This window comes from Kyrpidia tusciae DSM 2912, assembly GCF_000092905.1.
Classification (GTDB): domain Bacteria; phylum Bacillota; class Bacilli; order Kyrpidiales; family Kyrpidiaceae; genus Kyrpidia; species Kyrpidia tusciae.
The window spans coordinates 1860483-1881116 of the sequence record NC_014098.1; the positions used below are offsets into that span (position 1 = coordinate 1860483).

The window sequence follows — 20634 nt, forward strand, 5'->3', positions numbered from 1 at the left end:
TTACGAAGAAGAAGATGGCCACCTGCGGTCCATCAAGATGCGCCGAATCGTCGCGATATTTTGGAACAATCGCACTCCAAAGGCAAAGACCGCTGCCAGGTACAGATCGACCCCCAATTGCACGCCGATAAAGGCGAGAAAAGCCGCAAGCAACGTATTAAAAAAGAACCCGCTGATAAAGACGCGACTGTCGAAGTTTCCTTCTAGCCCTGCCCGGATCCCCCCGAACACCGTATCTAGCGCCGCCAAAACGGCAATAGAGAGATAACTGGAGAATTGAGGGGGGATGGTCACATTAAACGCCAAGCCGAGCAACACCCCGAGGATCAACCCCACAATGGACAACCAGATCATGATCCCCCGGTCACCTCTTTCTTTGCAAAACGGAATTCCACTGGATCATGGTAGGCGGGCAGATGGACCACCTCACCGCCTTTGCGCACCTCAATGGTCACTTCTTTTCCAATCTGACGGTAGTCCTGAACAATCGGATTGATGGTGAGGGCCGCTTGCATCCGGTCGGGATCTCCCACCGCCGCAATCACGTAAGGCATGGAGATGGGGTGGGTGTCCACCTGCATCACCCCATTCACCTCGCGAATAAAGGACGTGGTGATCAAACGCTGGCCATTTAAGGCGATCCCCTCAGCCCCGTTACCGTACAGAAGATTGACGATCATCTGTAACATCCAATCGTACACGTGCGTGTCCTGCCCAGTAATCGCGGGCCCTGGAAGATCCCGGATGGTGACGATCACCCCCGGGCCGCTGGCGGGTTCAAGACCCGCTTGGCGCCTGGCATCCTGAACCTCTTGCACCAAGGCTTCCGCCATTCCGGCGCGATTTCCTCCTGTGGCTTGGTATTTTTCCAGTTGATGCTGTAGATCGTCCAAGGTTTTGAGCAGCCCTTCCTGTTTCGCCTGCTGCTGGGCCAATTCGCTTCGCAGTTCCACGATGTCGCTGCGCGCCGTCGCCGGCTGCCGAACCGTGGAGATCTGCACCGCAGCCATAAATCCGACGATCAGAGAGGCCGCAAACAAGATGATGTACAGCGTCCGTTTCGAACGACCCGTTACTTGGGGTCCCTGTGTATCCGCCACCCTTTTCGCCCCTTTGTCATCGATGCGATCGGCTCCCCGTGCGCCCCGCTTTGCGCCTCCGATAAAACCGCACCTGCACTTCCCAACGGCCGCGCCATCACCCCGTCAACCCCGTGGCCGATTTTAGGTGCAACTCCGCCTGGACCACCGGACCTGTCACCGTCACCGTCCGACTTCGCAGTAAATCCAGGATTCCTCCCGGCCGATTCAGTTGGCTGGTCATTTTTTGCGGATCTCCGATGGCCTCAATTGTGAAAGGAGGAACGAGTCGCGCCAACCCCACCCGGATCGTCGGCCCGATACAGACCACCCCGGTATTCACCGCCATCCGCTCCCCGTTGATCGACACCGCCTCGGCCCCGCCCGCGTACAATTCGTTCACCACCCGCCTAAGATCAAAATCATGCACAATCGCGTAGCGCGGATCAACCCCCACCGGAATCGGGCCATGGTGGTCGTCGATGATCACTTTCACCCCTGGGCCGTGTACCGGCACAGTACCCGCCAGGATCTGATAATCCTCTAACTTCTGGCGATCCGGGGCCATCGTTCCGATCTCGGCATCCACCTGCTTCTCGTATCGGTCCACTTGGGCCTGAAGGTCGGAGATCTTCGCCTCAAGCGCCTCGTTGGTGTGTTTCGCCGAAGCGAGGGAATCCAGGAGTTTTGAGTTTTCATCGACGCGCAGCGGGGGCGGGGGCCATCGGACCGCATGGGTGCTTCGCAACTGTACCGTGAGCATGAATCCCAATAACACGCCGATGAGTGTTAACAAAAAGGCCGTCTCTATCCGCTTGATCATGATCGCCCCCCCTTTCCGCCGGGAAAGGGACTGTAGCGGAACGGATCCGTCAGCCAAATCTCACCGGGCCCCCGGTCTTTGACCTGATCCCGAATCTGGGGGAACCATTGCATGCGCTGGGCGAATTCCTGCGCCGGCACATGCAGCTCATAATGATCCACCGTGTACACCGTCCACATCGTGGAATCGCCGACGTGCACTTCCGCTAACTGGGCCCGGAGTTCCGGCGGCAGTAAAGCGAGTTGGCGGCAGGACGCAACCACCGGCGCCACGGGTTTGCCGAGGGTAACTTGGGGCGGGGCTCCCACGGTGATCAAAGGCATGCCGATGGTCTCTCCGGGCCTCACCACATCCAGCGCCGTCCCGTCCTCCAGAAGCCGGTACCAAGCGCCCCCCGAAGGAAACACCGCCACTACTCCTTTTTCCCTCACCGAAATATCCAAGGAGCCTGTCCAGTTGAAGTGCACGCGGACATCCGCCGCCAGTGGAAAAGCCCGTTGGATTCGGGCGGCCACTTCGGCGGGTTTTACCTCAAACCACCAAGTGCCGAGGGGAACCCCTGCCGCCTGTTCCACCTCGGCTGGTGTTAAACTATGCGTTCCTTCCACGTGAATATGCCTCACTCGGGAGAGGGGAGAACCAAAAAACAGGGCTACGGCGGAACCGAGGAGAAACGCAAACAACAAAATCCGCGCCCGCAGCCGCCGTCCGCCCTCGGCCTTTCCTTTCGCCCCCGGGGTGCCACCAGTGTTCAAAATTGCCGAACCCCCGTCATATTGAAAAAAAGAGCGGCATATCTATGTGCCGTAGTACGCCGCTCCTCCGGTATGGTCTATGATTGGGACAAGCGCCGCACCCGGGCTCCAAGCCCCCGCAGCATCTCGTCGAATTGCTGATATCCGCGGTCAATATGGTGAGCCTGCTCCACCACCGTTGTGCCTTCTGCCACAAGACCCGCCAATACCAAAGCTGCACCTGCCCGCAAATCGCTCGCCTGCACCACCGCCCCGGTCAGGCGCGGCACCCCTTGCACAAAGGCGGTGCGCAGATCCACTCGAATATTGGCCCCCATGCGGCACAGTTCACTGACGTGTTTGAACCGCTCTTCAAAAACCGTCTCCGCCACAATGGACATCCCTGGAGCCACGCTCAACAAGGCCATGAAAGGAGCTTGAAGATCCGTGGGAAACCCCGGATAGGGCGCGGTGCGCACCTGCTCCACCGCCCGCAGCTTCCCGTGCGAACGCACCCTCATTATATCACGGCCGGTTTCGATTTCAACACCGGCCTCGCGCAATTTCGTCAATACAGCCCCCAAATGATTCGGACGGACGTTCTCCAGCGTCACATCGCCACCGGTCATGCTGACGGCAATGGCCAGCGTCCCCGCCACAATGCGATCGGGTATGATCGCATGCTGCCCTCCAATAAGCCCTTGAACCCCGGAAATAACCAGAGTATCTTCCCCCGCCCCCTCAACCCGCGCTCCAAGTCGGTTGAGAAAATTGGCCAGATCGACGATTTCCGGTTCCCGGGCCGCATTGCCGATCACCGTGGTCCCCTCGGCGAGGACCGCGGCCATCATCAGGTTTTCCGTCGCCCCGACACTCGGGGTATCCAAATAAATCGCTGCGCCATGTAACCGGCGGGTCCGGCAATCGATGTAGCCATGCATTTCGTCGATGGACGCCCCCAACGCCGCAAGTCCCTTCAAATGAAGATCAATCGGACGCGAACCGATTGTACACCCGCCGGGGCGGGAGACCCGGGCGTGGCAATATCGAGCAAGGAGAGGACCCATGAGGAAGATGGACGAACGCATTTGCCGCATCAATTCCTCCGGCACTTCCGTTCGGGAGATCCGCCGGGCGTCCACCCGGACGACGGGAGGCGAATAATCCACCGATGCCCCGAGGGCCCGCAGAATGTCGACCATGACGCGAATGTCCTGAAGATCCGGCACGTCTTCGACAACACAGACCCCTTCGGCCAGCAGAGTGGCTGCGAGAATCGGCAACGCCGCATTTTTGGCGCCGTGCACCCTCACCGCACCCTCCAGCGGCGTGCCCCCTTCAACGGCGATTCGATCCAAGGCCTTCACCCCCCGGTTTCAACATCCTCCCCGACAATTCGCACCTCGGGCGTCAGCCGGACGGCGAACTTTCGATAAACCTCCTCTTGGGCCAAATGGATCAACGCCAACACATCTCCGGCCGTGGCCCCGCCCAGATTCACGATGAAATTGGCGTGGACCGGAGAGATTTGGGCCCCTCCCACGCGTCTCCCCTTTAATCCCGCTTCTTCGATCAACCGGGCGGCATAATGGTTCACCGGATTGCGAAAGACACTGCCTGCGCTCGCCTGGGCCAGGGGTTGGGTCTGCCGCCGACGCTCGGTCCAGGCTTTTACGCGACTCACCATCGCCGCCGTATCTCCAGGCGCCAAGCCGAACGCCGCCCGGACCACCAGGGCGCCCCACTCGGCCACCCGGCTCGTGCGGTATCCGAAGCCCAGCTCTTCATTGGACTTTCGGATAAGGGAGCCATCTGGAAACACGAGGTCAGCCCACTCCAGGACGTCCCTGATCTCACCTCCGTGGGCGCCGGCATTCATGCGAACGGCACCGCCCACACTCCCTGGAATACCCGTGGCAAACTCTAACCCGGAGAGACCCCAGCGGATGGCGTGGTTCGCGGCAGAGACGATGAGCCGGCCGGACTGGGCCACCACCGTCGTCTCTTTCCGCTCCATGGCCGACCAGTTATCGGCCAATTTCACGACCACGCCCCGGATTCCGCCGTCCCGGACCAGGAGGTTGGAACCTTTCCCGATCACCAGCCACGGCCAGCCCCGCTCACCGACCAACGCCATTAGACGGCGGATCTGATCCTGCTCCTCCGGCAATACCAGGACGTCGGCGGGCCCTCCAATGCGCCAGGTGGTATGGCGAGCCATCGGTTCATCTCGAAGCACCCGACCGACATCGACACGGCTTAGAATCGACCACATTTCTTCTTTCACCGGTGAACCTCCTCGCCGGTTGGCCAAGGCGGGACCTTTGCCAACCATCGCATCCCTATACTATGGATCGGTGCCCCCCGGTGTGACAAACGCCCACCGTGGAAGGCCTGGCGGCATCTGGACACGAAAAACCCCCGGGACCGTTCCCCGGGGCCTCTCGGGCTGTCACTGCCGCCCCTTGGCAGACGCCAATGATACCACTAACAGTGAAAGGGTTCGAGCCGCATCCACCAGTCCCAATTCCCGGGATCGGCGGCTCATCTCCTTCGCCTCATCGCGCCCAAGAATATGTATGATTCGTCGAAAGAGTTCATCGGGCGTCAACTGGTCTTCCGGAAGCACCACCGCCGCTGCCCTCTCGGCCAGCCACCGGGCATTTCGCTCCTGATGGCGACCGGCGACATAGGGGGATGGAATGAGAATAGCCGGTGTGCCCGCCGCCGTCAACTCCGCCACCGTCGACGCCCCGGCCCGGCACACGACACAGTCCACCGCGTGCAACAGGGCCGGCATGTCGTGGCAAAAAGGTACGACTGTGACACCGTCGACCCTTTCCTTCCCGAACCGGCGTTCCACGTCTCTTTCGATCTCCTCAAAATGGGCGCGCCCCGTGACCCATACCAATTGAAACGGCGCCCCTTTGAGCTTCGGCAAGAGCCCCTGGGCCGCCCGGTTAATGGGCGGTGCCCCCCGGCTCCCAGAGACGATCACCACCGCCGGGCGATCGGTCTTCAACCCGTACTCCCGGCGAATCGCTTCCACCCGGTCCTCTTGCACCTCCACCAATTCGCTCGCCCGGGGGTTGCCGGTGATCACCACCCGCTTGGCTTTTGGAAACGCGGAGGTGTCGGGAAAAGACACCGCCACGGCATCCACCACCCGGGACAAAAGGCGGTTGGTTAAACCCGGTACCACATTCTGCTCGTGAATCAGCGTGGGAATGCCCATGCGGTGGGCCATGAAGACCACCGGGCCGCTCACGTACCCCCCGGTGCCCACCACCACATTCGGACGAAACCTTCGCAACACGCCCTTGGCTTGGCCCAGACTGCGCCAAGCCCGCCACAGGGCCCTCACCTGTTCCAGGCCCGGCCGCCTGGGTAATCCCCGGACGTCAATGGCGGTAAACGGAATTCCTTCCCGAGGCACCAACTCCTTCTCCATGCCCCCGGGCGTGCCGACGTACAGCAATTCCAGGTCCTCCACCCTCCGCCTCAAGTCCCTCGCCAAGGCCAGGGCCGGATAAATGTGTCCCCCGGTGCCGCCCCCGGTTAAAAGCACCCTCATCGCCCCATCCCTCTCTTTTGACCCACCGCCCGGAAGCCCCCGCCCGCTCTGGCCCCGGGCTTGGAACAGCTCAGCTTCTCACCGCATGCCTGGAGATATTTAACAGAATCCCGATTCCTGTCAACATGAGCACCAAGGAGGACCCTCCATAACTGATCAGGGGCAAGGTGATGCCGGTTACCGGCATGGAGCCCGTAACCACACCGACATTGATCAACACCTGAACCCCGATCATCGCCACGATCCCGGTGGCCAATAGGCTGCCAAACCCATCCGGTGCCCGCATGGCCACGTAGATCCCCCGCCAGACCAGAGCCGCGAAAAGTAGAAGAACGGTGGCCGCCCCGATAAAACCCAGTTCCTCAGCCAGGATGGCAAAAATAAAATCGGTCTGCGGTTCGGGCAGGTAAAGGAACTTCTGCCGGCTCCTGCCGAGGCCCAGCCCAAACAACCCGCCGGGCCCCAAAGCATATAGGGACTGTATAATATGATAGCCCTCGGTCAAGGGATATTTCCACGGATCGAGGAAGGCCACCACCCGTCCCAACCGGTAGGGCGCCACCGCCACCAGGGCCGCAAACACCGGCACCGCCGACATCCCGAGCGCCACCAAGTGCCGGACCCGGGCCCCGGCCACGAAAATCAGCACCCCCATAGTCCCCACGAGAACCACCGTCTGGCCGAGGTCCGGTTCCAACATGATCAGTCCTACGGCCACCGCCACCAGGCCCAGCGCCGGCGCCAATCCCCTCCAAAAAGACTCGATCTTCGCCGCGGGCCTGGCCAACCAATCGGCAAAAAACAATATAAACCCCAGTTTCGCAAATTCACTGGGCTGGATGCCGAGGGTGCCCACCCCGAGCCATGCCCTGGCTCCCCCCCGCACTGCACCGATGGGGGTGAGCACGATGACCAGCATGAGGAGGCACAGCCACAGCACCGGTTTGGCCAGAGGCCTTAGCCTTCGATAGTCCAGGCGTACCATGATAAACATCATCACGACCCCGAGGGCGGCCCACATCAATTGGCGCTTCGCATAATAGAAAGGGTCACCGTACCGCTGATCGGCCAAGACGGCGCTGGCGCTGTACACCATTACCACGCCGATGCCGAGCAAAAGAAGGGTGACCGTCAACAGCAGCAGATCCGGCGCGCGGTCCCGGTCGGGCATTGAACCACCCCCTGTATCCGGTCTCGTCCAGTCTGCTACAGTTTATTCACCGCCTCTTTGAACATGCGGCCCCGCTCTTCAAAAGAGCGATACTGGTCCCAACTGGCCGCCCCCGGGGAAAGCAGCACCACATCCCCTCCCCGGGCCAAAGAGACCGCTATCCGCACCGCTTCTTCGACATCCGCAACCCTGCGGACGGGTATGCCCACCTCCTGCGCCAAGGCGGCGATCCGCGGCCCCGATTGCCCCATCGTCAGCACCGTTTTTACCCTGCCCTCTTGAAGCAGGGGCAGGAGTCGGCGATAATCGTCTCCACGATCCAGCCCCCCGGCAATCCAGATCACATTCTTCGGAAAGGCTCCGAGTGCCCGGAATGCCGCCTCGGGGTTCGTCGCCTTCGAATCGTTGTAAAAGGTCACTCCTTGCCATTGGCGCACGAACTCCATCCGGTGTTCGACGCCGCGAAATGTACGACCCGAGGTGGCCACCGCCGACAACGAGGCGCCGGCCAACACGGCCAAGGTCCCCGCGGCCAAGAAGTTCTCCAAATTGTGTTCTCCGGGAAGCGCCACGTCGCCCACGGCGCAGACCGGTTCCGCCCGAAAGCCGTCCCACCAGAGGACGCGGTCGCCCTCCACCGCCATGCCCGGAACTCCCGGCCGCCGCGGCCCGCCAAACCGGGCGGGCCGGGCCCGAACGCCCGCCATCAATTGGTGCTCGTCCTTCCGGCCACCGTTCAGGACCGCGTAATCCTCCGGTCCCTGGTTGACAAACATGTTCTTTTTGGCTGCGGCGTAGGCTTCGAGACCGCCATGATAATCCAGGTGAGCGGGATAGATGTTGAGAATCGCACCGATGTGCGGGCGAAACCGAAGGGTTCCCTGCAACTGGAAACTGGACAACTCCGCCACAAGCCATTCTTCCGAATCGATGGCCTCCACCACATCGCACAGCGGCACACCGATATTCCCGGCCACCCGGTGGGGCACTCCGGCCACCTCCAACATGTGACCGACCCAAGAAGTGGTGGTGGTCTTCCCGTTGGTGCCCGTAATCCCCAGCCAATTCTCTGGACGAATGCGCCAAGCCACTTCCAGTTCTGTCACCACCGGGATGCCCCGGCGGATCGCCTCGGCCACCGGATGGGCACTGTAGGGAACACCCGGATTTTTCACCACCTCGTCCCATGGTTGATCAAAGAGGCTCTCCGGATGACCCCCCACCACCAACCGAGCCCCCATCCGCGCCAGCTCGTTTGCCTCTTTCCCCAACTCCTCCGCCCGCCGTCGGTCCGTAATCGTGACCTGTGCGCCGTGCCGAAGGAGGAGGCGGGCCACCGCCGCCCCGCTTCGCGCCAAACCAACCACCAACACCCGTGCCCCGGCCCACTCATTGACCACACCCTGTCACCTCTTCCGATCCACAGACGGCACCCGCCGCCTAACCCCTGGCGTACAAAACCAACGCCCCGGCCGATAGACACAGTCCGACCGCCCAAAAGGTGCTCACCACCCGCCACTCGGACCAGCCGCCGAGCTCAAAATGGTGGTGCAACGGGCTCATTCGAAACACCCTTCGGCCAAAAGTCTGAAAGGCAAACACTTGAATCATCACGGACAGGGCCTCAGCCACGAATACCCCGCCGATCAGGATCAGCCAAAACTCCGTTTTCGTCAAGACCGCCGCTGACGCCAGAGCCGCTCCGATGGCGAGAGACCCCGTATCCCCCATAAACACCCGGGCCGGGTGGGCATTGAAGACGAGAAATCCGAGCAGCGCCCCCATCATCGCCGCGCAGAACACCACCAAGTCATACTGACTGTTCCACCAGGCCACCACCACATAGGTTCCCAAGGCGATGGCCGCGGTCCCAGCAGCCAAGCCATCCAGACCATCGGTCAGATTCACTGCATTCGAGGTCCCGATGAGCACCAAGGCCAGGAAGGGAAGATACAGTCCCCCGAGATGCCACGTCACGTCCACCAGGGGAATATACACGTCAAAAGAAAAGCCGTGGAACCTCGCCAGAGCCAGAAAAAAGAGCACCGCCACCGCCCCTTGGGCGAGCAGTTTTTGCCGGGCGGTCAGGCCGAGATTCCTCCGTTTCACCACTTTGATATAGTCGTCGATAAAACCGATGAGTCCAAAGGCGAGGGTGGCCCCAACCGCCAATAACGCCGCAGGCGAACGACCGGCGAACTGCCATACCGTGACCGCCGTCGCCAAAAGAATAATCGTCCCCCCCATGGTCGGAGTCCCGGATTTTTTCTTGTGGGACACCGGCCCCTCCTCGCGGATGCTCTGGCCGATCCTGAGTCGGCGCAGCACGGGAATAAACAGAGGCCCGAGGAGAACGGCCACCACAAAAGCCGTTCCCGCTGTCAACCAGACCGCCTGCATCATAAGGCCCTCCTTCTTTCCTACCGACCGCCGGGAGTATAAAGAGCATCCAAGGCTTTCCGAGCCTCCACCCGGTCATCAAAGGGAAACTTGCGTCTTCCAATGATTTGGTACGTCTCGTGCCCCTTGCCAGCGATGAGCACCACATCCTTCTCCCCGGCCAAGTGGATCGCCCGGCGAATCGCCTCGGTCCGATCGGAAATCCGTTCATACCGGGAGGTGTCCGCACCGATTTCCCGAAGGCCCGCCTCAATGTCATCCAAGATTCGCTCCGGATCCTCGGTGCGAGGATTATCGGACGTCAAAATGGCATAATCCGCCCTGGTGTAGGCGATGCGCCCCATCAGCGGTCGCTTGGTCCGATCCCGGTCACCGCCGCAGCCGAACACGACGATCAACCGCCCTGACGCAACCTCCCGAAGGGCCTGCAGGACATTGTCCAAGCTGTCGGGCGTATGGGCATAATCCACCACCACCCCGAAGGGCTGCCCGGCATCCACCCGTTCCATCCGCCCTGGAACTCCGCTGACCCGGGCCAATTGGTCCGCCATCCAGTCCAGGTCGAGCCCCTGGATCCAACCCGCCCCCATGGCCGCCAGGGTGTTGTAAACGCTGAACCTGCCGGGCAGCGGCACGTGCACCCGAGTCCGCCGGCCCTCGATCTCCGCCACAAACCGTACGCCCCGGGTGTCGACCTCCACCTCCCGGGCGCGCAGATCGGCGGGGCGGTCCACCCCGTAGGTTACGGTCTGGGCCGTGGTTTGCCGGGCCATCCATTTCCCCACCGGGTCATCGAGGTTCACCACGGCAAAGGCTTGATCCGCCCGGGTATCGCCATACTCATTCCCCAACCGGGCGAACAGTTTCCCCTTCGCCTCCCGGTACGCCTCCATCGATCCGTGAAAATCCAGGTGGTCCTGGGTGAGGTTGGTGAAAACGGCGGTATGAAAACGCGTCCCGGCAACCCGGTCCAACTCCAGGGCGTGGGAGGAGACTTCCATCACCGCGTGGCTCACCCCCGCATCCCTCATCTGCGCGAAGAGGCGCTGCAACTCCACCGCTTCAGGAGTGGTGTTGACCGCTCCCGAGCTCCGGTCGCCGATCCGGGTCTGGATGGTGCCGATCAGTCCCGTCCGGGCTCCACCGGCCCGAAGGAGATGATCAATCAAATGGGTCACCGTGGTTTTCCCGTTCGTCCCGGTCACGCCGATCACCCGCATGGCCCTGGAGGGGTGCCGGAAAAATACCGCCGCCAGCACAGCGGCCGCCCGGCGGGTGTCGGGCACCACGATCTGGGGCAGAGGTGTGTCCAGGCAATCCTCCACCACCGCCGCCACCGCGCCGGACCGGCGCGCCTCGTCTACGAAAGCATGCCCGTCCACCGTGTGGCCCCGGAGAGCAATAAACAGACTGCCCGGCCCGGCGGTGCGGGAATCGGCGGTGACATCGGTCACCTCCACCGCCGAGATCTCCCCCACCACCCGCACATGCAATAGAGCGCTCACCAAATCTTGCAATCTCACGACCATCCCTCGTTTCACTACATTCCAGTATGGACCGATTCCGAAGAACGCAGACGGGTTCGGGTCTTCCCCGGGGCCGCTCTCCTGCCCATGCCTTTACGGCGCCCCGGCTGGCTTTGGACCCAAGTAGATCCGCACCGTGGTGCCCGGGGGCACTTTCGTGCCGGCCTGGGGCGCCTGGGCGATCACATAATCCCCTTGGCCGGCGGTCGCCACGTTGAGTTGGGCGCTGCTCTCCAGCATTGTCCGCCGGGCCTCGTCCAAGGACCGGCCGGCAACGTCCGGCACTTCCACAGGCTTGGTGTCCAGGTACCCGTACTCCCGCGGAATCCCTTGGGAACTCGGCGGAACACCGAGGTACTGCAGGCTGTCCGCCAGGATGTGGCCCACCACCGGCGCCGCGATCACCCCGCCGAATATCACCGGCGCCTTGGGGTTATCCACCGCGACGTAAGCCACCAATCTCGGATGGTCCGCCGGAGCCATGCCGATGAAAGACACGATGTAATGGTTGCGCATGTAGTGGCCGTCCGGCCCCACAACCTGGGCGGTACCCGTTTTGCCCGCCACCCGATACCCTTCCGAATAGGCGTTTTTTCCGGTTCCCCGGGCGACCACGCTTTCCAGGGCCCCCCGAACCAATTCCGCCGTTTGGGGAGAAATCACCCGGCGGACCGGAGTGGGCTGGCGTTCGCTAATCACCTGCTCGGTCTCGTGATCCACCCATTTGGCCGCAACATAAGGCTTCATCAAAACCCCGCCGTTGGCCACGGCGCTCACCGCCATGACCTGTTGGATGGGCGTCACCGAAACGCCCTGGCCGAAGGAGGTCGTGGCCAACTCCAAAGGCCCCACCCGGGACAGTTTGAATAGAATCCCGGAACCCTCCCCCGGGAGGTCAATGCCCGTTTTCGACCCAAAACCGAACGCCCGGATGTAATGAAAAAGGGCATCCTTCCCCAAGCGCTGTCCCATCAGCATGAAACCGGGGTTGCACGAGTTCTCCACCACTTCCAGGAATGATTCAGACCCGTGCCCCCCGGCTTTCCAGCACCGGATCCGATGCCCGGCGACTTCAAAATACCCCGGGTCGAAAAACCGCTCATCCAGCCGAATCTTGTTTTCCTGCAAAGCCGCGGAGAGCGTCACAATTTTAAAGGTCGAACCCGGTTCAAAAGTTTTCCAGATGGCCAAATTTCGATCGTACACCTGATGAGGATAATCCTGGTAGTTGGTGGGGTTAAAGGTCGGGGCGTTTTCCATGGCCAGGATTTCTCCAGTGCCCGGATCGGCCACCACCGCCGTCACGCTATCCGGATGATACTCCGCCACCACCCGGTCAATTTCCCGCCGCACAAAGGAGGAAATCTGCTCATCCAGGGTGAGGTACACATCTTCGCCGGGCTGGGGCGGTATGTAGGTACTCTCGGTCCCCGGCATAGCTTCCCCTTTAGCATTGGCAAAAAAGGAAATCGCTCCCGGAAAACCCCGCAACCGGGCATCATACTGTGCTTCCAATCCGGCTAAACCCTGGTTATCGATGCCGACGAAGCCCAGAACGTGTGCGGCCAGCTCCCCAAAGGGATAATACCGCCGGCCTTCTTCCGTAATGTACACGCCGGGCAGGTGCAAATCCCGCACCGCCTTCGCTTTCGCGTCGTCGATCTTCCTTCCCCCCGCTACGTACACCATCAGGGTGCGCTTCGAAATCAGGCTCAGGATCCGCTGTTCCGACACGTTCAAGACGGGGGCAAGCCGGCCGGCCGTCACCGCTTTATCCCGGATCTGGGCCGGAACCGCCACCACCGTCGGAGCGCTGACGTTGTAAGCCAATACATGGCCGTTTCGATCATACACCGTTCCCCTTTTCGGCTCAACCGGAATATCGCGCCGCCACGAATCCATCGCCCGCTGGGTGAGCCAGGGCGATTGCACGAGTTGGATGTACCCCAGGCGCCCGATCAACAGCGCGAACGTCAGAAGGGCGGCGAGGCTCACCCACGCCAGTCGCCGCCTTCTGGTCCAATCCCGGTCTCCCACATGGCCCCCTCCCTTCACGGCCTCTGTGGGAACCATATGCACACATCGGACGAACTAGAAGACCCTGTCCGCCATCCGGGCCCTACGACCCAGGTGACCGGCTGTCGAATGTCACTTGGACCGTGGATCCGGCCGGGACGAGTCCGTCGGCGGGCACGCTCTGGGAGATCGCCCAGCCATCCCCGGTGGGACTCAGTTTCAGACCCACCGCCGCGCACAGATCTGCGGCGTCCCGCATGGTGAGCCCGGTGAAATCCGGAACAGCCACCTTCCCGTCATCCCTGGCCGGAGTCTGCAGCACCACTGCCGCCCCCTTGGCCACCTGAACGCCGGGAGCCGGCCACTGGTGCGCCACAGGGCCCGGCTTGCCGGTCAGCCACGCCTTCAGGCCGGCAGCCCGGAGAATTTGCTGGGCTTGCCCGCTGTCCTTCTCCTGCACCGAAGGCACGGTGACGAGATTCTGCGGCGCGGGCGGGGCCGGGTTCGGCGCGCCTTTGGGAGGATTCGCCGCCAGATCCTTGGGATCCGGGGCCACCCCGAGATAGGGCAACACCTGTTCCAGAATCCTTTTTGCCACCGGCGAAGCCACGGTATTTCCAAACTGGAGGGCCACCTTTGGCGCTTCGGCCGTGACGTAGATCAGAACCCGGGGATCATTTTCCGGGGCGAAACCGATAAAAGACGTCCGGTAGCGATCCGGGTAGTATCCCGTATGATTCGGCAAAGGAATCTGGGCGGTGCCCGTCTTCCCGGCCACGTGATATCCCGGGATATACGCCGCTTTTGATGTATCTTTGCTCACGACATCCTCCATAATCTGCCGAACCGTGTTCAACACATCCGGGGGAGCCACCCCGTCTCGAATCACCTCGGTCCCTTGTTTCTGCAAGACGGCTCCAGTCTTGGGATCGACCACCTCTTTCAACACATGGGGGCGAACCAGCTTTCCTCCGTTGGCGATGGCCGTCACCTCTTCCACTTGCTGGATCGGCGTCACCGCAATGCCCTGCCCAAAGGCGGTCGTCGCCAAATCGATGGGCCGGATGGTCGCGGGATCGAACAACTGGGCCCCGCTTTCACCGGGGAGATCAATCCCGGTCTTGGAATGAAAACCGAATTGATCGATGTACTGGTACAGTTTTTCAGCCCCGACCCGTTGCCCCAGGATGACGAATCCCACGTTACTGGAGACAATGACCGCCTGCCGGAAGCTGATGGTTCCGAACCCCGTCCAATTCCAGTCGTGGATCGGCACCCCTTGAACCACGATCTTGCCGGATTGAAAGGTGTCGTTGAGATTGACCTTATGCTCCGCCAGGGCGGCCGTCAAGGTGACCAGTTTAAAAGTTGAGCCCGGCTCAAAAGGGTCGGAGATGGCGATATTCCGGTCCAACACCGATGAACTGGATTTCCAGTACTGATTCGGGTCGAAAGTCGGGCGGTTCGCCATGGCCAGGATTTCCCCGGTGCGGGGGTCAGCCACGATCACCGAGGCCGTTTGCGGATGTGCATCGGCCATGAGCCGGTCGAGTTCCCGTTCGACGATGGCCTGAATGGCGCTGTCGATGGTGAGCACCACATTTTTCCCGTCCACCGGCGGGTCAATCTGCTCCTTCCCGAAGGGGAGCGGATACCCGTTGCGGTCTTTCAGGTACCGGGCGTGACCGGACTGCCCTTTGAGAATGTTATTGTACTCCAGTTCTACCCCGGCCTGGCCCTCCCCGGTGTCCACGTTCGTGAACCCCAGAACATGGGCCGCCAAACTTCCCCCTGGGTAAACGCGCTTGGTGGTATCCGTCAAAAATACCCCGGGCAACTTAAGACTGCGAATTTTCTGAGCTACGTCTTCATCCAGGCGCATCCCCCCCGGGCGCAGTTCGGTCCATTCCCCGGCGGCAGACACCACCTGGTCGATCTGGTCGGGAGTCATGTGCACCAGGGGAGCCAGCTTCGCGACGCCAGATTCATCGATCACGGGAATGTCCGGAAACTGCCCCGCTTTGGTGTGGAGGACCACGTTGTACGCCGGCACTGTCTCCGCCAGCACCCGGCCGTTGCGGTCCAGGATCTCCCCCCGCTTGGCGGGGAGATCCTCATTGGCCACCCACACGTTTTCCGCCTGGGCGGCCCAAGCCGGGGTATTCACCACCTGGATCCAGCCCAGCCGCAATGTAACGGCCGCAAGGGTCGCCACCAACCCCCCGAGCAGCCACACATGCCTTCGGCGTCCGCGTCTCATCGGCTCCCCGCACCTCCCGAGGCCGAGAGCACCCGCCACTGATCCGGGGAAACGGGCACCAGCCCCATCTTTTTCGCCACATCCACCACCCGGGAAGGCGCGGAGAGCCGGCTGACCTCGCTCTGCAAAACGTTATTCTGCTGTTCGAGATCAGCCACCTGGCCCTGAACCTCCTGCACGTGATAGTTGCGTGCCGTGATCGCCGCGTCCCGGGAAATCACCCAGCTTACCACCGCGACGGCCAACAGCACCACGGCGACCAGCGAAACCCGGTCGCGCACCACCTCCGGGGATAGGCGGGGAAGCCGCCTTTCTCCAGAGCGGGGTCTGGCACTCGGTTTTGTCACGACCTGTTTCAATGGTTTCACAGCCGCCATCCCATACACTCCCTTATTCCTGCGCAAGGCGCTCTGCCCCGCGAAGTTTGGCTGAACGGGCCCGGGGATTGCGCGCAAGTTCCTCAGGACCGGGAACGATCGGCCGGCGGCCGATCAGCCGGACCCGCGGCCGACGTCCACAGGTGCACACCGGCGCTTCCGGAGGGCAAATGCAGGACCTGGCCTCCTCGGCGAGAATCCGCTTGACGATACGATCCTCCAGAGAATGGAAGGCAATCACCGCCAACCGCCCGCCCGGGCGAAGGACCTCCAGGGCTCCCTTCACCCCCTCCTCCAGCGCTCCCAACTCATCATTCACCGCGATGCGCAAGGCTTGAAAGGTCCTTCGCGCGGGATGAGGCCCGTGTCGTCGGGCGGCGGCCGGAATGGCTTCCTTCACCAGTTCCGCCAACTCTCCGGTGGTCTCGATGGCCTGGCGTTGTCTCCGCCTCACAATGGCTTTGGCGATGCGGGCCGCCCATCGTTCTTCCCCATAATCCCGGACCACCCGGGCAAGCTCCCCCTCGGGCCAACTGTTGACGATGTCCCGGGCGGTCAGCGTTCCGGAAAGATCCATTCGCATGTCGAGGGGGGCGTCCGAGCGGTAGCTAAATCCTCGTTCCGCCTCGTCCACCTGAGGGGAGGACAGCCCCACGTCGAGAAGGATCCCGTCCACGCCCTCGATCACACCGAGACCCCAAAGAATCTCCTTGATGCGACGAAAATTCCCCTTGACGGTCGTCACCCGCCCTCCATAAGGGGTCAGCCGCTCCTTCGAGGCGGTCAAGGCTTCATCGTCCTGGTCGATACCGATCAGCCTGCCGTCCGGTGCCGCAGCCTCAAGGATCGCCTGGGCGTGCCCTCCGCCTCCCAAGGTGCCGTCCACGTACAATCCGCCCGGGCGAGGCTGGAGTATCGCGAGGACCTCGTGAAGCAAAACCGGTTCGTGGCGGAACGCCAACGCACTCCCCCCGATCTTAAAATCCCAGCTCTGCCAGGCTTTCCGCTATGCCGGAAAAAGATTCCTGGGCTTTGTCAAAATACGCATCCCACGCCTCCTTGGCCCACACTTCCACCCGGCTTGAAACCCCGATAATCACGCAATCCTTCTCCAGGGACGCGTACTCGCGAAGGGACCCGGGAATCAGAATCCGACCCTGTCGATCAAATTCGCACTCCGTCGCCCCAGAAAAGAAAAATCGCATGAAAGCCCGGGCCTCCGGTCGGGCCACAGGTAGGCTCTTCAACTTTGCTTCGACGCTCTCCCATTCTTTTCGCGGATAAGCGAAAAGGCAGCGGTCCAACCCCCGGGTCAGAATAAAACCCGGACCGAGGCCTTCCCGAAATTTGGCGGGCATGGTGAGCCGACCTTTGTCGTCCACGGTATGACTGAACTCCCCGATGAACAAGGTCGCTCACCACCCTTCCCCCCAATGCCCCACTTACCCCCACTTTCCACCACACTCTTCATATTCTCCTCGGCAACAAAAAATCCTGCCCGAATCGGCAGGATTCCAGATGGTCCTTTTTCCCTCGTCGTTATTCCCTTTCATCCCAGGTGCCGGCGGGCTTCGTCACCCACCAGACAACCTGACCTTCGGCGGATTCTTCATCCCGGCTCCCCGCGGCCCGCTCTCCATCACCGCGGGTCTGTTCGAACTTGGATTCCTTCGAAGGCCCGCGCCTCTCTTCACTCCGGGCCCCGGGATCCAGTCGGCTCCCGTGACGCCCATCCGCGTTGGGCCGCCCGGACTGCAATTCGGACTCCCGGGATGAGTGCCCCTCTTCGCTCCGGGACTGCTGCGGCCCATCAAGGCCCCGGTTCTTACCGCCGCGTTCCATCCCTTCCAACCACTCCGCCGCCGTTCGGGCCCAGCGAGCCACCGCCCTTCGCCCTTGGGGGCTCGCCAACAGCACCGCCCCGGCAACTGCCACCCATATCCAAGGCGGATTTCGCGCCTGCCGCCACATATGCTCCAGGCCCCCCTCCATCTGCTGAAGCTAGCGTGCCCAAGGCGGTCGGCGCTCATTCAGGGATCGCTCTGTTAAACCGGGTAGACCGCGTGTTTGCGCCGAGCAAAGGTCAGCTCCTTCGTTTCATAGGCCGCGAATCTCTTGATGAGTTCCTCCCGCAGTCGATCCGGTTCCACGATCTCATCCACCACGAGCTCCCCCGCCAATCGGTAAATGTCGATATCCCGGCGGTACTCTTCCCGCTTTTCCTGGATAAACCCGGGTCTTTCTGCCTCGGGCAGAGACTGGATCTTGTTACTGTACACGGCGTTCACCGCCGCCTCGGGTCCCATCACCGCGATTTGAGCCCCGGGGAGAGCGATGCAGGCATCGGGTTCAAAGGCCGGACCCGCCATGGCATAAAGCCCGGCTCCGTAGGCTTTGCGGACGATCACCGAAATCTTTGGCACCGTGGCCTCGGAAACGGCGGCGATCATTTTGGCGCCGTGCCGAATGATCCCTTGGCGTTCCACTTTCGTCCCGATCATGAACCCCGGCACGTCCGCCAAAAACAGGAGGGGAATGGAAAAGGCGTCGCAAAGCATGACAAACCGGGCCGCTTTGTCCGCGGAGTCCACAAACAGAACCCCGCCCTTTACCCGGGGTTGATTGGCGACGATCCCCACCGGACGTCCGTCGATCCGGGCGAGCCCCGTGATCAACTCCTGGGCGAAGAGGCGCTTGATTTCAAAAAATGATCCTTCGTCCACCAGGCGATCGATGACATCGTACATGTTAAAAGGCACATTTTGATTCTCGGGGATAATCGCCGAAAGAGGGCGCTCGCTGGCTTTGGGGGGCAGGCATTCAGCCCGGGAGGGCTTCTCCTGCCAGTTGTTCGGCATGAATCTCAAGTACTCCCGGGCTGCGGCGATCGCCTCGTGTTCATCCTTGACCAACACATCCCCACAGCCGCTCACCGAGCAGTGCATCCGGGCGCCGCCCATCTCCTCCAAAGTTACCTTCTCCCCGATCACCATCTCCGCCATCCGGGGGGAGCCAAGATACATGCTGGCGTTTCCTTCCACCATAATCACCAGGTCGCAGAAAGCTGGAATATAAGCGCCTCCTGCCGCGGAAGGGCCAAACAACAAACAGATCTGGGGGATCACCCCGGAAAGGCGAACTTGATGGTAAAAAATTCGCCCGGCCCCCCGGCGGCCCGGGAACATCTCCACCTGATCGGTGATCCGGGCGCCCGCCGAATCCACGAGATACAACAGGGGGACTCGCATTTTCTCGGCGAGTTCCTGGATCCGCAGGATCTTTTCCACCGTCCGGGCTCCCCAGGACCCGGCCTTCACCGTGGAATCATTGGCCATAAAGCAGACTGTGCGCCCGTGGATGCGGCCGACTCCCGTCACCACCCCGTCCGCCGGCAACCCCTCCGCCTGGCAATTGGCAAACAACCCCTCTTCAAAAGAGATATCCTCGTCCAACAGCAGGCGCAATCGGTCACGCACGAACAATTTCCCGTCCCGGCGAAGTTTCTCATGATACTTTTCCTCGCCGCCTCCCAGGATCTTATTTCGAATGTCTTTGTACCCACTCATGAATCGGACCTCCCCCTTTACCGTGAACCTTGGTGCAAATCGGCGCGATCGTTACTGCACGCTGCAAGCGCCCCGCCGGGCCCGGAGGTTGTGGGCGGGCAAGGTCCGGCCCAAGGCATCTTCGATAAATTCCGCCGCTCCCAGAGCCGCTTCAAAGGAAACCCCGGTCTCCACCCCGCACCCTCGCATGAGGTACAGAACGTCCTCGGTGGCCACGTTCCCCGTGGCCCCGGGGGCGTAGGGACAGCCGCCCAGCCCGCCTGAGGAGGCATCGAAAATGTAAACCCCGTGCTCCATGGCCGCATAAATATTCGCAATGGCCATGCCATACGTATCGTGAAAATGCAGCGCCAACCGGTCGATTGCCACGTCTTGTAACAGGAGGTCCACCAATCGATGAACATCTGCCGGCGTCGCCACGCCGATGGTGTCTCCCACCGACAGCTCGTCGATTCCCATCTCCAGGAGACGCAGGGAGACCTCTCGAACCTGTTCAACGGGTACCCTGCCCTCAAAAGGACACCCAAAGGCCGTGGAAACGTAACCCCGGACAAACATTCCCCCGGCCTTCGCCTCTCGAACCGCCTCGGCGAGCACCGGGTACGTGTCGGCGATTGACTTGTTGATATTCTTTCGGTTATGGGTCTCACTGGCGGACATGAACACCGCCACGGCCTCCATCCCGATGGCCGCGGCCCGCTCCAGTCCCTTCACATTGGGAACCAGGGCACTGTACTGCACCCCCTCTGCTCGCCGGATCCGCCGCATCACCTCTTCGGCATCCGCCAAAGCCGGAATCCAGCGCGGGTTGACGAAAGATGTTACTTCAATGCGCTTTAGCCCGGTCCCACTGAGCCGGTCGATCCACGCCACCTTCACGTCCGTCGGAACCACATCCGGCTCATTTTGCAGCCCGTCTCTCGGGCCGACTTCCACGATCTGCACCCGCTGAGGTTGTGCCCCCACGCTCTCGTCACCTCGCCTGTTCATGTTCGCTCCATCAAGGCGCTCCTGCCCATTTACCATTTTCGACACATCGGGGCAAAATCCTGTCGCTGACCGATCGCTCGTTCGGGTTCCGCGGCGCAGTTCTGTCGTGCCCCGGGGC

19 protein-coding genes are annotated in these 20634 nt (G+C 61.7%); all 19 read right to left on the bottom strand.

Annotated features, from left to right (window positions below):
- A complete protein-coding gene (locus tag BTUS_RS09250; RefSeq protein WP_013075837.1) occupies positions 1 to 354 on the bottom strand; it encodes a small basic family protein in 354 nt (117 codons plus the stop codon).
- Entirely contained in the window at positions 351 to 1100 is a 750-nt protein-coding gene (locus tag BTUS_RS09255; RefSeq protein WP_013075838.1) for a DUF881 domain-containing protein, read from the bottom strand. Before BTUS_RS09255 ends, BTUS_RS09250 begins: the two co-directional genes overlap by 4 nt.
- Positions 1101 to 1197: 97 nt before the next feature.
- Entirely contained in the window at positions 1198 to 1902 is a 705-nt protein-coding gene (locus BTUS_RS16880; RefSeq protein ID WP_013075839.1) for a DUF881 domain-containing protein, read from the bottom strand.
- On the bottom strand, positions 1899 to 2657 hold the full coding sequence (locus BTUS_RS16885; RefSeq protein ID WP_013075840.1) for a cell division protein FtsQ/DivIB: 759 nt from the start codon (positions 2655 to 2657) through the stop codon (positions 1899 to 1901). The genes BTUS_RS16880 and BTUS_RS16885 overlap by 4 nt, the downstream gene beginning before the upstream one ends.
- Before the next feature lie 77 nt (positions 2658 to 2734).
- Positions 2735 to 3994 (bottom strand): UDP-N-acetylglucosamine 1-carboxyvinyltransferase, encoded by a 1260-nt coding sequence (gene murA / locus BTUS_RS09270; RefSeq protein ID WP_041305549.1) that lies wholly within the window; start codon positions 3992 to 3994, stop codon positions 2735 to 2737.
- 5 nt (positions 3995 to 3999) lie between these two features.
- Positions 4000 to 4923 (bottom strand): UDP-N-acetylmuramate dehydrogenase, encoded by a 924-nt coding sequence (gene murB, locus BTUS_RS09275; protein WP_013075842.1) that lies wholly within the window; start codon positions 4921 to 4923, stop codon positions 4000 to 4002.
- Positions 4924 to 5088: 165 nt separating this feature from the next.
- Entirely contained in the window at positions 5089 to 6210 is a 1122-nt protein-coding gene (murG, locus tag BTUS_RS09280) for an undecaprenyldiphospho-muramoylpentapeptide beta-N-acetylglucosaminyltransferase (RefSeq protein WP_013075843.1), read from the bottom strand.
- A gap of 70 nt (positions 6211 to 6280) precedes the next feature.
- A complete protein-coding gene (gene spoVE, locus BTUS_RS09285; protein WP_013075844.1) occupies positions 6281 to 7381 on the bottom strand; it encodes a stage V sporulation protein E in 1101 nt (366 codons plus the stop codon).
- Between the two features lie 35 nt (positions 7382 to 7416).
- Positions 7417 to 8781 (bottom strand): UDP-N-acetylmuramoyl-L-alanine--D-glutamate ligase, encoded by a 1365-nt coding sequence (gene murD, locus BTUS_RS09290; RefSeq protein ID WP_013075845.1) that lies wholly within the window; start codon positions 8779 to 8781, stop codon positions 7417 to 7419.
- 40 nt (positions 8782 to 8821) lie between these two features.
- The gene (gene mraY, locus BTUS_RS09295) at positions 8822 to 9784 is read right to left on the bottom strand and encodes a phospho-N-acetylmuramoyl-pentapeptide-transferase (RefSeq protein WP_013075846.1); all 963 of its coding nucleotides are present in this window, start codon (positions 9782 to 9784) and stop codon (positions 8822 to 8824) included.
- 17 nt (positions 9785 to 9801) lie between these two features.
- The gene (locus BTUS_RS09300; protein ID WP_013075847.1) at positions 9802 to 11304 is read right to left on the bottom strand and encodes a UDP-N-acetylmuramoyl-L-alanyl-D-glutamate--2,6-diaminopimelate ligase; all 1503 of its coding nucleotides are present in this window, start codon (positions 11302 to 11304) and stop codon (positions 9802 to 9804) included.
- Positions 11305 to 11400: 96 nt separating this feature from the next.
- Complete coding sequence (locus BTUS_RS09305) at positions 11401 to 13344, bottom strand: stage V sporulation protein D (RefSeq protein ID WP_013075848.1); 1944 nt, start codon at positions 13342 to 13344, stop codon at positions 11401 to 11403.
- Positions 13345 to 13426: 82 nt separating this feature from the next.
- Positions 13427 to 15583 (bottom strand): PASTA domain-containing penicillin-binding protein, encoded by a 2157-nt coding sequence (locus BTUS_RS09310; RefSeq protein ID WP_013075849.1) that lies wholly within the window; start codon positions 15581 to 15583, stop codon positions 13427 to 13429.
- Complete coding sequence (locus BTUS_RS09315; protein ID WP_013075850.1) at positions 15580 to 15960, bottom strand: FtsB/FtsL family cell division protein; 381 nt, start codon at positions 15958 to 15960, stop codon at positions 15580 to 15582. Before BTUS_RS09315 ends, BTUS_RS09310 begins: the two co-directional genes overlap by 4 nt.
- Positions 15961 to 15973: 13 nt before the next feature.
- Positions 15974 to 16921: a 16S rRNA (cytosine(1402)-N(4))-methyltransferase RsmH gene (gene rsmH, locus BTUS_RS09320; RefSeq protein ID WP_013075851.1), complete on the bottom strand. Its 948-nt coding sequence runs from the start codon at positions 16919 to 16921 to the stop codon at positions 15974 to 15976.
- Positions 16922 to 16937: 16 nt separating this feature from the next.
- On the bottom strand, positions 16938 to 17369 hold the full coding sequence (gene mraZ, locus BTUS_RS09325) for a division/cell wall cluster transcriptional repressor MraZ (protein ID WP_013075852.1): 432 nt from the start codon (positions 17367 to 17369) through the stop codon (positions 16938 to 16940).
- Between the two features lie 130 nt (positions 17370 to 17499).
- A complete protein-coding gene (locus BTUS_RS09330; protein WP_013075853.1) occupies positions 17500 to 17931 on the bottom strand; it encodes a hypothetical protein in 432 nt (143 codons plus the stop codon).
- A 74-nt stretch (positions 17932 to 18005) separates the two neighbouring features.
- A complete protein-coding gene (locus BTUS_RS09335; RefSeq protein WP_013075854.1) occupies positions 18006 to 19526 on the bottom strand; it encodes an acyl-CoA carboxylase subunit beta in 1521 nt (506 codons plus the stop codon).
- A gap of 51 nt (positions 19527 to 19577) precedes the next feature.
- Positions 19578 to 20516, bottom strand: a complete 939-nt coding sequence (locus BTUS_RS09340; protein WP_013075855.1) for a hydroxymethylglutaryl-CoA lyase — start codon at positions 20514 to 20516, stop codon at positions 19578 to 19580.
- Positions 20517 to 20634: the final 118 nt, after the last annotated feature.